This window comes from Aminobacter sp. MET-1, assembly GCF_026521175.1.
Classification (GTDB): Bacteria; Pseudomonadota; Alphaproteobacteria; order Rhizobiales; family Rhizobiaceae; genus Aminobacter.
Genome location: NZ_JAMSHL010000005.1, coordinates 136,095 through 150,731, shown reverse-complemented (window position 1 = coordinate 150,731; position 14,637 = coordinate 136,095). Strand labels below are relative to the sequence as shown.

At 63.4% G+C, this 14,637-nt stretch carries 16 protein-coding genes; 9 read left to right on the top strand and 7 right to left on the bottom strand.

Annotated elements, in window-relative coordinates:
- Positions 1–86 precede the first annotated feature (86 nt).
- Positions 87–518: a TerB family tellurite resistance protein gene (locus NDO48_RS09395; protein WP_267321379.1), complete on the bottom strand. Its 432-nt coding sequence runs from the start codon at positions 516–518 to the stop codon at positions 87–89.
- Between the two features lie 152 nt (positions 519–670).
- On the opposite strand from NDO48_RS09395, the gene NDO48_RS09390 reads away from it, so the two are divergent.
- The 3 genes from NDO48_RS09390 (at position 671) to NDO48_RS09380 (ending at position 2,853) form a co-directional block, all read left to right on the top strand.
- Entirely contained in the window at positions 671–1,456 is a 786-nt protein-coding gene (locus NDO48_RS09390; RefSeq protein ID WP_018428342.1) for a TSUP family transporter, read from the top strand.
- Positions 1,457–1,516: 60 nt separating this feature from the next.
- Positions 1,517–2,353: a helix-turn-helix transcriptional regulator gene (locus NDO48_RS09385; protein WP_267321378.1), complete on the top strand. Its 837-nt coding sequence runs from the start codon at positions 1,517–1,519 to the stop codon at positions 2,351–2,353.
- A gap of 80 nt (positions 2,354–2,433) precedes the next feature.
- Entirely contained in the window at positions 2,434–2,853 is a 420-nt protein-coding gene (locus NDO48_RS09380) for a VOC family protein (protein ID WP_040456758.1), read from the top strand.
- A 6-nt stretch (positions 2,854–2,859) separates the two neighbouring features.
- Here the strand turns inward: NDO48_RS09380 and NDO48_RS09375 are convergent, their stop codons facing one another.
- Both NDO48_RS09375 and NDO48_RS09370 read right to left on the bottom strand, forming a co-directional pair.
- Positions 2,860–4,329, bottom strand: coding sequence for a cobyric acid synthase (locus NDO48_RS09375; protein ID WP_018428345.1), 1,470 nt, complete (start codon positions 4,327–4,329; stop codon positions 2,860–2,862).
- Position 4,330: 1 nt separating this feature from the next.
- Positions 4,331–4,936, bottom strand: a complete 606-nt coding sequence (locus NDO48_RS09370; RefSeq protein WP_018428346.1) for a dimethylsulfonioproprionate lyase family protein — start codon at positions 4,934–4,936, stop codon at positions 4,331–4,333.
- 116 nt (positions 4,937–5,052) lie between these two features.
- Between NDO48_RS09370 and NDO48_RS09365 the strand changes: the two genes are divergently transcribed.
- Together NDO48_RS09365 and mmsB are read left to right on the top strand one after the other, a co-directional pair.
- A complete protein-coding gene (locus NDO48_RS09365) occupies positions 5,053–6,219 on the top strand; it encodes an isobutyryl-CoA dehydrogenase (RefSeq protein ID WP_018428347.1) in 1,167 nt (388 codons plus the stop codon).
- Positions 6,220–6,327: 108 nt separating this feature from the next.
- Positions 6,328–7,212 (top strand): 3-hydroxyisobutyrate dehydrogenase, encoded by an 885-nt coding sequence (gene mmsB, locus NDO48_RS09360; RefSeq protein WP_018428348.1) that lies wholly within the window; start codon positions 6,328–6,330, stop codon positions 7,210–7,212.
- A 351-nt stretch (positions 7,213–7,563) separates the two neighbouring features.
- Here the strand turns inward: mmsB and NDO48_RS09355 are convergent, their stop codons facing one another.
- The 3 genes from NDO48_RS09355 to NDO48_RS09345 form a co-directional block, all read right to left on the bottom strand.
- Complete coding sequence (locus NDO48_RS09355; protein ID WP_040456220.1) at positions 7,564–7,935, bottom strand: hypothetical protein; 372 nt, start codon at positions 7,933–7,935, stop codon at positions 7,564–7,566.
- A 114-nt stretch (positions 7,936–8,049) separates the two neighbouring features.
- Positions 8,050–8,463, bottom strand: a complete 414-nt coding sequence (locus NDO48_RS09350) for a carboxymuconolactone decarboxylase family protein (protein ID WP_018428350.1) — start codon at positions 8,461–8,463, stop codon at positions 8,050–8,052.
- A 51-nt stretch (positions 8,464–8,514) separates the two neighbouring features.
- On the bottom strand, positions 8,515–9,894 hold the full coding sequence (locus tag NDO48_RS09345; RefSeq protein WP_018428351.1) for an aspartate aminotransferase family protein: 1,380 nt from the start codon (positions 9,892–9,894) through the stop codon (positions 8,515–8,517).
- Positions 9,895–10,215: 321 nt separating this feature from the next.
- Between NDO48_RS09345 and NDO48_RS09340 the strand changes: the two genes are divergently transcribed.
- Together NDO48_RS09340 and NDO48_RS09335 are read left to right on the top strand one after the other, a co-directional pair.
- On the top strand, positions 10,216–10,593 hold the full coding sequence (locus tag NDO48_RS09340) for a hypothetical protein (RefSeq protein WP_018428353.1): 378 nt from the start codon (positions 10,216–10,218) through the stop codon (positions 10,591–10,593).
- Between the two features lie 200 nt (positions 10,594–10,793).
- Positions 10,794–11,171, top strand: a complete 378-nt coding sequence (locus NDO48_RS09335) for a hypothetical protein (protein WP_018428354.1) — start codon at positions 10,794–10,796, stop codon at positions 11,169–11,171.
- A gap of 63 nt (positions 11,172–11,234) precedes the next feature.
- Here the strand turns inward: NDO48_RS09335 and NDO48_RS09330 are convergent, their stop codons facing one another.
- Positions 11,235–12,377 (bottom strand): MFS transporter, encoded by a 1,143-nt coding sequence (locus NDO48_RS09330; protein ID WP_018428355.1) that lies wholly within the window; start codon positions 12,375–12,377, stop codon positions 11,235–11,237.
- 259 nt (positions 12,378–12,636) lie between these two features.
- Here NDO48_RS09330 and NDO48_RS09325 point away from each other — a divergent pair, with 259 nt between their 5' ends.
- A complete protein-coding gene (locus NDO48_RS09325) occupies positions 12,637–14,214 on the top strand; it encodes a trimethylamine methyltransferase family protein (protein ID WP_018428356.1) in 1,578 nt (525 codons plus the stop codon).
- Positions 14,215–14,223: 9 nt separating this feature from the next.
- Positions 14,224–14,607 (top strand): RidA family protein, encoded by a 384-nt coding sequence (locus tag NDO48_RS09320; RefSeq protein WP_018428357.1) that lies wholly within the window; start codon positions 14,224–14,226, stop codon positions 14,605–14,607.
- The last annotated feature ends 30 nt before the right edge of the window (positions 14,608–14,637 follow it).

Sequence of the window (14,637 nt, the reverse complement as noted above, 5' to 3'; positions counted from 1 at the left end):
CTTCGCAAGGGCGTGCCGGCGGCACGCCTGAAGGGTAGCAGCAGGTAAACGCCGGGAAATGGGGGCTGGCCGGCGGCCTGGAAGCCCTAACCTGCCGGCTTCACCACATCGACAGGGCTGATGTCGAGCAGATCCATCGTGCGACGCAGCAGCTTCACCTCGTTCTCGGCAAGGTGCTTGTCGGCCTTGGCGAGGTCGGCCATGTGGCGGGCAAGAAGCTTGCGGCGCTCGACATCCAGGTCCTGGAACATGGCGATTGCCTGCGAGCCGTTGGTCTCGTAGCCAAAGTCGTTGAGATATTCGATCACCGCGTCGATGCTGCCCTCGGCGATGCCGAAGGACTGGGCGCAGATCCGGCGGAAAACCGCCATCTCGCTTTCGCTCGCTACACCGTCGGCGAGGATCATGCGGAACAGCAAAAGCAGTTCCGCCGACAGCACCGGGTCTTCAGCCACCTTGCGCACGCCAGCGTCACCTTCAAACAGCGAACGAATCTGGGCCAGCAGTCCTGTCGCCATGCGAATCCTCTCCACGTCAGCGGTTGCTGTCTCCGATATAGAACAAAGTGGCTTGAAATACACTTGGACCAACGGCTCACGGCCCGCCGCTATTGCACCGGCCGCCCGGCTGTGTTCGAAGGCGCCATCCTTCCCAGCCCAAGCCGGCGCAGATGTTTGAACTCTCCACCGATATCGTCCTCGTCCTCACTGCGGCCGCCTTCATAGCCGGCTTCATCGATTCGATCGCCGGCGGCGGCGGTTTGATCACCATCCCCGCTTTGCTGCTCGCCGGCGTGCCGCCGGTGGAATCGCTCGGCACCAACAAGCTGCAATCGCTGTTCGGTTCGGGATCAGCCACCATCAGTTATGCCGCAAAGGGTCACGTAGACATCCGCAAGCAGTTGCCCTGGGCTGCGGTTGCCTTTGTCGGCTCCGTGGCCGGCGCCTTGCTGGCGACCGTGCTGCCCGGCGACATCCTGCGTGTGGTGATGCCGATCCTGCTCGTCGCCATTGCCCTCTACTTCGCCTTCAAGCCGAACATGGACGATCTGGATCGCAGCGAGCGCATCTCGCCCTTCCTCTTTGGCATGACCGTGGTGCCCGCCATCGGCTTTTACGATGGCGTGTTCGGCCCGGGCACCGGCTCGTTCTTCATGCTCGCCTTCGTGGCGCTGGCCGGCTACGGCGTGCTCAAGGCCACTGCCCACACCAAGTTCCTGAATTTCGCCTCCAATCTCGGCGGGCTGGTCGCCTTCGCGTTCGTCGGCGCGGTCCACTGGAAGATCGGACTGTTGATGGGCGCAGCACAGTTCCTCGGCGCTAGGCTTGGCGCCCACATGGCCATGCGCAGCGGCGCCAAGCTGATCAAGCCGCTTTTGGTCTGCACCTGCGTGGCGCTGGCCATCAAGCTCCTGATCGACCCGACCAACCCATTGCGGGTAATGGTGGGCTTCTGACGCCGTTTTGACCGGCTCCTGTCGCTGAGTTACGTTTGCGGCTCCAGCGGAACCGGGCAAATGGCCAGCAGCGAGCCACAAGCGATCAGACCTGCCGATCATCCGGCAACTCAGGTCGAGATGATGCGGCGCGCGCCATCGCCGGTGCTGGCGGGCATCGTCACAGACCTCATCGGCTACCGTGAACTTGCCCCTGCTTACACCAGGCAGACGGAAGGTGCTTCGTTGACAGTGCCGCTCGTCATCAGCTTCGGCGAACCGTTCGCCATCGGCCTGAGCCGGACGCCCGGCAACAACGACCGTTTCGCCAGCTTTGCCTCCGGCCTCCATGCCGGACCTGTGATCATCGATTCCTTCGGCAGTTCGTGCTGCATCCAGGTCAATTTCACGCCATTGGGCGCGCGTCGCTTCTTCGGCATCCCGATGTACGAACTCGCCGATCGCATGGTCACGCTCGACGAAGTGCTCGGCCCGAATGGCAACGCGCTGCGTGAAAGGCTCGGCCAGGAAGCCGACTGGAGCCGCCGCCTGGACCTGACTGAATGCTACCTGGTCGAGCGCATGTCGAGCTCGCCGGCAGCCGCAGCCGACGTCGACTGGGCTATGGCAAGGATCGCGTCGAGCGGCGGTCGCATCCGCGTAGCGGCCCTCGCCAGCGAAATCGGCTGCAGCCGCAGACATCTGGCCGCCCGCTTCGCCGACCAGGTCGGCATCGGCCCCAAGGCGATTTCGCGCATCGTCAGGTTCAATCGCGCCGCGCGGATGTCCGATGACGTCGACCGCATCGGCTGGGCCGCTCTTGCCGCAGACTGCGGTTATGCCGACCAGGCGCATCTGGTGCGCGAGTTCCGCGAGCTGGCAGGCGCACCGCCGACGGTCCTGCTCGGCCTCGGCTGATCCGGTAACATTTGTTCAATACGGCAGAGCCGCGCTTCGGCAGATTGGGGCCTCCTCAACCCACCATGCAGGAGGTACAGATGCCCGCTCCCGAAGCTCCACGCATTTTCCCGACACTGCGCTACAAAGATGCCGCCGCCATGATCGACTGGCTCGGCCAAGCCTTCGGCTTCACGATCCATGCCAGGTACATGAATGGCGACGACGTCGGTCATGCCGAACTCGCCTTCGGGCATTCGATGATCATGATCGGCTCGTCGCGTCCGGATGGCTATGGCAGCATCGTTGGCGAACCCGGCCAGAATGGCGGCAAGTCGGTCTATATCGCGGTCGAGGATGTCGACGCGGTCTACCTCAGGGCAAGGTCCGCGGATGCGACCATTGTTCAGGAACTGGCCAACCGCGACTATGGCAGCCGCGAATTCATCTGTCGCGACCCGGAAGGCGACGTCTGGTGCTTCGGTACCTATTGGCCGAAGGTCGAAGCGCCAGCCGAATAGCCGCGGTCAGCGCGCTGCGGCGAAGATCGCATCACAATCGAGATGGCGCTCCAGCTCGGCGGCGATCTCGTCCAGCGCGCGCTCGACCTCGGCGCGGTAGTCGATACCGCCACCCTTGATGCCGAGGCTTTCGAGGAAACGCCCGCGAAACACATCGGCGCCGAACAACCCGTGCATATAGGTGCCGAACACCTTGCAGTCGGCCGAGGTGGCGCCATCCTCGACGCCGTTGACGATTGCAGCCGGACGCGAACAGTCCGGTCCGGTCGTACGGCCGAGATGGATTTCATAGCCCGTCAGCGGTGCGTCGAAGCGCAGCGAGCGTGCCTCGACATTGCGCACTGTCTTCTCCGGCTCCATGACAGTCTCGACGTCGAGCAACCCGAGGCCGCGCGTTTCGGTGACGCTGCCCTCGATGCCCAAGGGATCGCGCACCACCTGCCCAAGCATCTGGTAGCCGCCGCAGATGCCGACGATATGGCCGCCGCGACGGCGATGGGCCTCCAGGTCACGATCCCAGCCATTGTCGCGGAACATCAGAAGGTCGCCGATGGTCGATTTGGAGCCGGGGATCACCACCAGCCCGGCATCCTCGGGCAGCGGCTGGCCGGGCGGCACGAACACCACCTCCACCTGTGGCTCGGCCCGCAACGGGTCGAGATCGTCGAAATTGGAGATACGGCCGAGCATCGGCACCGCGACCTTCAGCGCCCGCTTTTCGCCGCCGGCGAGGCGTTCGAGGATCACCGAATCCTCCGACGGCAGCAGTGCTGCCGCCTTCAGCCACGGCACCACGCCGAAGCAGCGCCAGCCGGTGAAGCGGCCAATGGCGTCGATGCCCTCGTCGAACAGGCTGGCGTCGCCGCGGAACTTGTTGATGAGGTAGCCGACGATCATGCGCCGGTCATCGTCGGGCAGGATGAGATGTGTGCCGGCCACGGACGCGATCACCCCGCCGCGGTCGATGTCTCCGACCAGGATGACGGGTACGTCGGCGCGGGTGGCAAAGCCCATATTGGCGATGTCGCGTGGCCTGAGATTGATCTCGGCCGGCGAGCCCGCCCCCTCGACGATGATCAGGTCGGCGCCGTCGCCCAACTTCTCCCATGAATCGAGCACCGCCCCCATCAGCTGCGGCTTGAGCTGCTGGTAGTCACGTGCCTTGGCATGGCCAAATACCTTGCCCTGCACCACCACCTGGCTGCCGATGTCGCTCTGCGGCTTGAGCAAAACCGGGTTCATGTGGATGGACGGCTTGACCCCGCAGGCTATGGCCTGCAGCCATTGCGCGCGCCCGATCTCGCCGCCGCCCACCTCGCCTGGAAGATCGGCGACGGCAGCATTGTTAGACATGTTCTGCGGCTTGAACGGCCGGACGCTGAGGCCGCGGTTGCGCGCGGCCCGGCACAGTCCTGCCACCAGCACTGTCTTGCCGACGTCGGAGCCGGTGCCCTGGAGCATGATCGCTTTCGCCATGTCAGGCTCCCGTCGCAGAGATTGTCGAGCGTTGCGCCAATGGGCCGCCGCGCCAGAGATAAAGCGCCAGAAGCGGCTCGTTGCCCGTACGCATCGCATGGCTGACATTGGAGGCGTGGTGAACAATCTCGCCTGCCGAACGCAGGCGGAACGGCTCACCGCCCATGCGCCAGCAGGTGCCGCCTGACAGCGGGATGTAGAGCTCTTCGGCAAGGTGGTGATGGTCGGGATATTCGACATCGGGGCCAAGGACCAGAAAACCCGCCGCCAGTTGCTCATTGGCGAAATGGCCACGCGTGCCAAAGAGTTCGACCCAGCCATAGTTGTCGATGAAATGCTGACCGAAATCGGCTGCCGTGTAGGTCTGTCCCCAGCGCAGTTCGTCGCGATGCCTGGCCAGCAACTCGGTCAGTGGCCGCGTTGCATCCGATGCAAGAATGATGGCGCGATCGAGGAGGACCGAACATGCGACGGCATTCGGCTCCAGTGTCCGGGCAGGCATCGACCAGTCGATTTCGGCCAGAAAGCTGGTCACAACAGGGTTGGCGCTGCAGTCTTGCAAATAGCTTCGAAACGCCGCCAGCAGCTCATCAAAATTTGTCGTCACGTCGCTTCCCGCATATGCATTTGCGCACAGCCGCTCTGTCAGTCATCGGGTTGCGCGGCCGCATCATTGGTCTAGATTGAACTTCGCGCATAGCCAAAAACGTCAGGGAGGCCGACATGGACGCCGCAAACGAAGCGACTGCCGGTCAATTCGAACTCAACGAAGACCAACTGGCGATTCGCGAACTCGCAGGCAGCTTTGCCGCCGAGCGGGTGGCCCCTTTTGCCCTCGAATGGGACAAGGCCAAGACCTTCCCCGCAGATGTGATCCGTGAGACCGGCCCGCTCGGCTTTGGCGGGCTCTATGTCAGAGACGATGTCGGCGGCTCGGCATTGACCCGGCTCGACGCGGTGCTCGTCTTCGAGCAGCTGGCACAGGCCTGTCCCGGTTTTTCGTCGTTCATTTCCATCCACAACATGGCCGCGTCGATGATCGACCGCTTCGGCAACGAGGAGCAGCGCCAGCGCTTCCTGCCCAAGCTGATCTCGATGGAATGGCTGGCAAGCTACTGCCTGACCGAACCCGGTTCCGGCTCCGACGCCGCCGCCCTGCGCACTCGCGCCGTGCGTGACGGCGACCACTACGTCATCAACGGCGCCAAGCAATTCATCTCGGGCGCCGGCGACAGCGACATCTATGTTGTCATGGTGCGCACCGGCGTCGATGGCCCCAAGGGCATCTCGACCATCGTCGTGCCCAAGGACGCGCCGGGCCTGTTCTTCGGCGCCAATGAACACAAGATGGGCTGGCACATGCAGTCGACGCGGCAGGTGATGTTCACCGATTGCCGCGTGCCGGTCGAGAACCGGCTGTCCGACGAGGGCGCGGGCTTCGGCATTGCCATGGCAGGCCTCGACGGCGGCCGGCTCAACATCGCCGCATGCTCGGTCGGCGGCGCCCAGTCGGCACTGGACAAGGCACTCGCCTACACTGCCGAACGCAAGGCCTTCGGCCAGACCATCGACCGCTTCCAGGCGCTGCAGTTCCGCCTCGCCGACATGGAGACCGAACTGCAGGCCGCCCGCCTGTTCCTCTATGCGGCCGCCTCGAAGCTCGACCGCAAGGCGCACGACGCCTCGAAATGGTCGGCCATGGCCAAGCGCTTCGTCACCGACACTGGCTTCGACGTCGCCAACAACGCGCTGCAACTGCTCGGCGGCTACGGCTACCTGCACGACTACGGCATCGAGAAGCTGGTCCGCGACCTGCGCGTCCACCAGATTCTCGAAGGCACCAACGAGATCATGCGCGTCATCATCGCCAGGCATCTGATCGGGAGATAGCGAAGGGCGAATAGGGAATAGAGCAAGCTGAACGTAAGCCGTCGCTGTCCTCCCAGCCCTCTTTCTATTCGCCGTTCGCTACTCCCTTCTCACCGGAGGAACCACCCAATGACAACTGTCGCCTTCATCGGTCTGGGCAACATGGGCAATCCCATGGCGGCCAATCTCGTCAAGGCCGGCCATGCCGTCCACGGTTTCGACCTGATGCCCGAGCATCTGGAGACGGCCAGGAGCAACGGCGTCGTGGTCATGGCCAATGCGGTCGCGGCGGTCAAAGACGCCGACGTCGTCATCACCATGCTGCCGGCCGGCAAGCATGTGCTGTCAGTCTACGAAGACATCGCGCCCAAGGTGAAGGAAGGCGCGCTGCTCATCGACTCCTCGACCATCGACGTCGATTCCGCCCGCAAGGCTCACGCCATTGCAGCCAAGCACGGCCTGCTCTCGGTCGACGCTCCCGTATCCGGAGGCACCGGCGGCGCGACCGCGGGAACGCTGACCTTCATGGCCGGCGGCGCCAAGGCAGCCTTCGATGCGGCCGAGCCGGTGCTGAAGCCGATGGCCGGGCGCATCGTCCATTGCGGCAACGCCGGCGCCGGCCAGGCCGCCAAGATCTGCAACAACATGATCCTCGGCATATCGATGATCGGCGTGGCCGAGGCCTTCGTGCTGGCCGAGAAGCTCGGCCTGTCGCACCAGGCACTGTTCGACGTCGCCTCGACCTCGTCAGGCCAGTGCTGGTCGCTGACCTCCTATTGCCCCGTGCCCGGCCCGGTGCCCAATTCGCCAGCCAACCGCGACTACCAGCCGGGCTTCGCCGCGGCACTGATGCTCAAGGACCTGAAGCTGTCGCAGGAGGCAGCCCAGCAGGCCGGTGCCGCGACCCCGCTCGGGGCAGAGGCAACGCAGCTCTATTCGCTCTTCGCCGGCCAGGGCCATGGCGGCACCGACTTCTCCGGCATCATCAAGTTCCTGCGCGGCGACGTCGGCTGACCGCGCCTCCAGGATCGAACAGCTTCCTGCGCGCCTGAATGACGCGCAGAAATACTCCTGTCGTCGAGGACAGCTATGTTCGGCGGCAAGTGCCGCCTGTCCTGCGCATCGATTAAGTCAAAAAAAGCTAAAATTTAGAATTGATTAAGCTCTCGATAACCGGGCGGTAACGATGTTCCGCTAAAACGGTTTGCAAGGCGGTCATCGCAGCCGCCGGCGCTCCGGATCAGGTATCGCGTACCGGAGCTGTAACCTTCGCGGGTCAGTTGCGAAGGGCCATGCGTTGAAAGTGGCAAAGCCGCGTTCCCGTCAGGGGCGCGGTTTTTGCGTTCAGCCCCTATCTCAGCTTTCTTACCCGCCTGCCTTTGTCGAAAGGCGCCGGAAGTTCGCCTTGACCCTCTTACTGGCCGGGCGAAGGGCCGCCGTGACCGAACGTTGTGCCGCCACGCCATTCAGCACCGACGGCGTCTTGCCGGAAAGCACCTCCGGCCAGAACTGCATCGCCGACTGGAAATAGGACATCTGGGCAGCAACCATGCCCTCGGCAATGGCCGCCGTCTTTTCCGTGACTGCCGCAAGGCTCTCGCCTTTCAGCACTCTGCCGCTGTGGGCCTCGGTCGCCATGACCGGCAGCCGCATCGCCATCACCATCGGCGCCAGCATCAAGCTGCCGGCAATGGCCGTCGACTGCCGCTGCGCCTTCATCGCCTGGTGTCTTTTCATGCGAAAGGCACTCCTGCTGGGCAACAGGCCCGCCTCGATCGCCAGTGGCGGTCGAGAATTATTGTGCAGTGCACAATATATGCCACAAGCCTGTCATGAACAAGCAGGAAGCAATCAGCCTTTGGGCTCGAAGGCGGCATCGACGGGCGGACGCAGGCCGTTGGCGAGCCTGTTCGTCTCGTTGGCCATGCCGACGACCGCGAGCAACTCCATCAGCTGCGCCTCGCTCAGGCCCTTGGCGCGCGCCGAAGCGGTGTGCGAATATGTGCAATACTCGCAGCCATTGGTCGCCGAAACCGCGATGTAGATCATTTCCTTGACGAGCGGATCAAGCGCGCCCGGCGCCATCACTTCCCGCAGCGTGTCCCAGGTGCGCTTGAGCAATGCCGGGTCATGCGCCAGCACCTTCCAGAAATTGTTGACCCAATCGACCTTCCTGGTTGCCATGATGTCGTCATAGACGGCGCGAACGGCTTCGTTTGCCTGCTCGTACTCGATCAATGGCACGATCGGTTTTCCGCTCATCATTTCCTCCCTGGTTGGAAAAGGCCGGGCAGGTTGCCCTGCCCGGCCCCGTAATCAGGCCTTCCTCAGATCGCGCTCGGCAAGGTCGAGCGCTTTCACGATGCGATCGCCGGCCATGTCGATGGTGGCGCGGGTCCAGATCAGCGGCGGCGACAGGATCATCGAGTCGCCGGTCGCCCGCATCATCATGCCATTGGCAATGGCGTGATCGCGGACAACGACGGCAGCACTGCCACCGGGCGAAAACCGCTCCTTGGTCGCCTTGTCCTTGACGATCTCGATGGCGCCCATCAGGCCGACCGACCGTACCTCGCCAACGAGGCCGTGACCGGCGATACGATCCTTGAGCATCTGGGCGAAATACGGGCCCGTATCGTTCTTGACGCGCTCGACCAGGCCTTCGCGCTCGATGATCTCGAGGTTCTTGAGCGCGACCGCACAGGCGACCGGATGACCGGAATAGGTGTAGCCATGGTAGAACTCGCCACCCTTGTCGACCAGCGTAGAAGCAATGCGATCGCCGACCAGCAGAGCCGACAGCGGCTGATAACCCGAGGTCAGCGCCTTGGCGGTGGTGATGGTGTCGGCCTCGATGCCATAGGTCTGGGCGGCAAACCATTCGCCGGTGCGGCCGTAACCGGTGATGACCTCGTCGAGCATCAGCAGCACGTCGTGCTTGCGGCAGATGCGCTGGATTTCAGGCCAATAGCTCGCCGGCGGAATCTTGACGCCACCGGCGCCCATGATCGGCTCGCCGATGAAGGCAGCAACGTTTTCCGCACCTGCCTCCAGGATAGCATCCTCGACCGACTTTGCGGCACGCAGGCCGAAATCATGGTCGCTTTCGCCCGGCAGCGCCAGTTCGTAGGCATAAGGCATCATCACATGGACGATGTTGGGCACTGCGCCGCCAAGCTGGTGGTGCATGCCGTCCATGCCGCCGAGCGAGGTGCCGGCGACAGTCGAGCCATGATAGGCCATCTTGCGCGAGATGATGCGGTTCTTCTGCGGCTTGCCCTCGAGCGCCCAGTAGTGACGGACGAGCCTCAGCGCAGTGTCGTTGGATTCGGAACCCGACGAGCCATAGAATACCTGGTTGATGTTCTTCGGCGCCAATTCCGCGAGCTTCTTGGACAGCAGCACCGGCGTCGGCGTCGAGCATTTGAAGAAGGAGTTGTAGTAAGGCAGCTCCTTCATCTGCTGATAGGCAGCCTCCGCCAGTTCGGTGCGCCCGTAGCCGACATTGACGCACCAGAGGCCGGCCATGCCGTCGAGCAGTTCCGTCCCTTCCGAATCGTAGATGAACGGGCCTTCGGCACGGGTGATCATGCGCGAGCCGATGTCGCGCAGTTCCTTGTGGTCGGTGAAGGGATGGAGATGATGCGCAGCGTCGATCTGCTGAAGCTGTGTCAGCGAATAGTTCTGATAGGTCATTGGCTTGTGCCTTTCTCTTGAATCAATCCGGCAAGCGCCGGGGCGGATTCAAAGACGGCAAGGCGGCGAATAGCCGATGCGCGCGCAAAGACGCAGAAGCTCCGTATGCCGCGTGCGCGGCGACGGCTTCGATGCGGCCTCCTGCAGCGGAGTATGGGCGTTGAGCGCGCACATGACCACAGTCTAACCCGGCATTTCGCGACACGACAAGCACCGGCGACACCCTTTCGCGCATGCCCCGGAATACCAGCGCCTCCAGCTTCGTTGTCCTTGTGTGTGGCCGGCCTTTTCTGGCCGGTCTTCTGGATAGGGAGCACATCAATGAAAACGTTAGTCTCTGCACTTGCCATTCTGCTTGCCAGCGTGGCCGCCTCCTACGCGGCCGAACCTGCCAAGGTCATGGATAGCAAGGCCGGCAAGATCTACACCGATGCCAAGGGCATGACGCTTTACACCTTCGACAAGGACGCAAAGGACAAGTCGAGCTGCGAAGCCACCTGCGCCGAGAACTGGCCGCCGCTGAAGGCTGCAGCGGACGCCAAGGCCGAGGGCGAATGGACCCTCATCAAGCGCAAGGACGGCTCGCATATGTGGGCCTACGACGGCAAGGCGCTCTATACATTTGTCGGCGACAAGAAAGCCGGAGATATGGCCGGCGACGGCAAGGGCGGCGTCTGGCATGTAGCCAAGGCCAACTGATTTTTTTCCCTGCGCGGCGCCCTTCGGCTGCCGCGCAGGTTCGCCTAACCTCTCGTTCGGCTCCCGCTGTGCCTGCGCGCCCGCCGACAGGTGCCAGGCGTCTTCATCCCTCGTAGATCGGGAACACCGCCCCGGCAACAATCGTTATCGGGGGTGCGCCGGAATGTTCCCCGGCCACTGCAAAAAAGGGAGCGATCACGATGAAAACGATACTCTCGGCATTTGCAGTCTTGCTCGCAAGCTCGGCCGTCTCCTTGGCCGCCACCCCGGCCAAGGTGATGGACAGTCCGAGCGGCAAGATCTACGCCACAGCCAAGGGCATGACCCTCTACACATTCGACGAAGACGCCAAGGGCAAGTCCAATTGCGAGGCAACCTGTACCGAAACCTGGCTGCCCTTCAAGGCAGCTGCTGACGCCAAGGCCGAAGGCAAATGGACGATCGTCAAGCGACCGGACGGCTCCCATATGTGGGCCTACGACAGCAGGCCGCTCTACACATTTGCGCTCGACACCAAAGCCGGTGAAATGAAAGGCAACGACATGGGTGGAAAGTGGCACGTCGCCAAGGCTCAATGACCCGGCGCAAACCGCTGTCTTGGATTGCCGCCGCGTCGACCTGCCTACCCTTTCCCCGCTTCGCTAGCCTCCGCTGCGCTTGCGCGCCGCGGCCCGATAAAAGGCGAAGGCGAGCAAGGCCAGATTGAGGCTCAGCAGCACCGCCGGCAGGCCGATCGGTCCGAAGCTCTGCATCACCAGCCCGGAGCTCGGCGGGCCGACAATGCCACCCAGGCCCCACATGAGCGCGAACGCAGCATTTCCGGCAACGAGCAGACTGCCATTGAACCGGTTGCCAAGCTCGACCAGTGCCATGGTGTAGACGCCGTAGCCGACGGCTCCCATCACCACCAGCACAACCCAGATCAGCGGTGTATCGATCAGCAGCGGCAGCAGCACGGCGCAGGTTGCGGTCGCTGCGGCACAGAACAGGATCATCGTGCGCCCTCCGACCCGCTCGGCCATCAGCCCAAGCGGTATCTGCAGCAGGATGTTGCCCATCGACAGTGCCGTCAGCATGGCCGCAAGCATGGCTTCGGGCAGTCCATGAGCCGCGCCGAACACGGGCAGCAGCGAATAGGTGCTCTGCTGGTTGGCAGCAGAGACAAGAACGGCAAACAGCAGCGCCGGCGCGAGCGCCGCAAAGCCGAGCACGCCGCCCTTGGACTGGCCGTCCTCCTCGAAGCCCGACTGGACCGACATGATGCGCAGGACGGCGGCGCAGGCGAGGAAGCCGACGATTGCGATGACGAACGGCGTCCAGCCGGCCGTGCCGACGAAGGTCAGCACCAGCGGCCCGCTGGCATAGCCTATGCCCATCAGCGTGTTGAACACCCCCATGACGCGCCCACGCCGCGACGGTGGCGCCATCGACAGCGCCCACACTTCGCCAAGGATGTAGAGCGGGTTGATGACGACGCCGATCATGAAGCGCACGACGAACCAGGCGAACCAGTCCTGCAGATAGCCGATCAGCAGGAAGCAGACTGCAGCCGCAATCGAGCAGCACACTGCGAGCCTGCGCCCGCCGAACAGTCGCACCGCCGCCGGAACGAATGGCGCTGACGCGATCAGCCCCATCGGCATCATCGCTGCCGACAGGCCTATCATCGCCGGCGACATGCCCTGCTTCTGCATCAAAAGAGAAAACAGCGGATAGCTCAGCCCTTGGGCTGCGCCGAACATCGCAAGTGCTGCGGTGACGCCGACAAGCGGAGCCCACCTCAACGGCGGTTCGGCGGCAGTGGAAGCGGGAGAAGACAAGTTTGTCACCACGAGAATCGATCAGCGCCGATCCTACAGAGGGACGGCCATGTGCCGGATGCTTCACCACGACGGAGAACGTCGGTCCAGTCCCATTGGCCACAGTCCCCAACAGCCCACCGGCAATGTCGTTTCCCTCGCGCTACTGGTCGCCGCCACCGCAATGAGCTTCGCTGCCCCAGTCCATTATGCCCGCGATACTGAAGCTTGCCGTGAGGATTCCATGACCGTGGCCCTGCAAACAGCCGAACAGGCTCCCGCCTCCGACCGCGCTCGCCGTGGCGGCCGTGCCGGCAAGCGCGCCGGCGGCTCTCAGGCCTTCGAGCAGCCGCCATTCCGCCAGCTCAAGATTCCCTTCACACCGACCAAGCTGATCTCGGACGACGAGCTGGAATCGATCCATCTCGCTTCGCTCAGGGTGCTCAAGGAAATCGGTGTCGACGTTCTGCACGACGAGGCACGCCGCATCATGAAGGCGCATGGCGCCGACGTGCGCGACGGCTCCGAGCGCGTCCGCTTCGATTCCGACATGATCCTCGAGCTGATCTCGCATGCGCCGGCCGAATTCACCCTGCATGCCCGCAATCCGGCGCACAACGTACGCTTTGGCGGCAACAATTTCGTCATTTCGCAGATGGCGTCGGCACCCAACTGCTCGGATCTCGATCGCGGCCGTCGCCCGGGCAACCAGGCCGACTACCGCAATTTCCTCAAGCTCGCCCAGATGCACAACATCCTGAACACGACGGGCGGCTATCCGGTCGAGCCGGTGGATATCCACCCCTCGGTCCGCCACCTCGAATGCATCAGGGACCTCGCGACGCTGACCGACAAGGTGTTCCACATCTATTCGCTCGGCAAGGAACGCAATGTCGACGGCATCGAGATCACCCGCATCGCCCGCGGCATTTCCCGCGAGCAGATGATGGAAGAGCCCTCGGTCTACACCATCATCAACACCAACTCGCCGCTCAAGCTCGACGTGCCGATGATGGAAGGCATCATCCAGATGTCGTCGATGGGCCAGGTGGTGATCGTCACCCCCTTCACCCTGTCGGGCGCGATGGCGCCCGTCACCATTGCCGGTGCTTTGGTGCAGCAGAACGCCGAAGCGCTGTCCGGTCTCGCCTTCACCCAGATGGTCAAGAAGGGTGCGCCCGTGGGCTATGGCGGCTTCACCTCGAATGTCGACATGAAGTCGGGCGCGCCCGCCTTCGGCACCCCCGAATACATGAAGGCCCAGCTCGTCGGCGGCCAGCTCGCGCGCCGCTACAATATTCCCTACCGCACCTCCAACGTCTGCGCCGCCAACGCCGTCGACGCGCAGGCCGCCTATGAAAGTGTCTTCTCGCTGTGGGGCGCCGTCCAGAGCGGCGCCAACTTCATGCTGCACGGCGCTGGCTGGCTCGAAGGCGGACTGCGCTGCTCCTACGAGAAGATGATCCTCGACATCGACATGCTGCAGATGGTGGCCGAGTTCCTGACCCCGCTCGACCTGTCCGAGGACGCGCTCGCCGTCGATGCCATCCGCGACGTCGGCCCCGGCGGCCACTTCTTCGGCACGCCGCATACCCAGTCGCGCTACAAGAACGCCTTCTATTCGCCTGTGATCTCCGACTGGCGCAATTTCGAGACCTGGGCCGAGGCGGGCAGCCCGACCGCGGTGGAAAAGGCAAATCGCGTCTGGAAGGAGCGCCTCGCCTCCTATGAGGAGCCATGGATGGACCCCGCCATCCGCGAAGAGCTCAACGCCTTCGTCGACAAGCGCAAGGCCGAGGGCGGCGCGCCGACGGATTTCTAGGAGGGCTCTATGCACAAGCGCGAAATCAACTCGCCCGACGCTCCGCTTCCCGCCGGTGGCTACGCCCAGGCGATCGAAGTAACCAACAACGCCCGCACGCTCTACATCTCCGGGCAGATCCCCGTTGCCAAGGACGGCGCCATTCCCGACGACTTCGAAGGCCAATGCTGGCTCGCCTGGCGCAATCTCGAGGCCCAGTTGCACGCAGCAGGCATGAACCTCGACAATCTGGTCAAGGTCACCGTCTTCCTGTCCGACCGCGCCCATGCCCTCGATAACAGGCGCATACGCGCTCAGGTTCTCGGTGAGAGGAAAATCGCAATGACCGTGATCATAGCCGGCATCTTCGACGAGGCCTGGCTGCTCGAAATCGAAGGCGTCGCCACCGCCTGACGCGCGACCTTACTCCTGATTCATCTTACG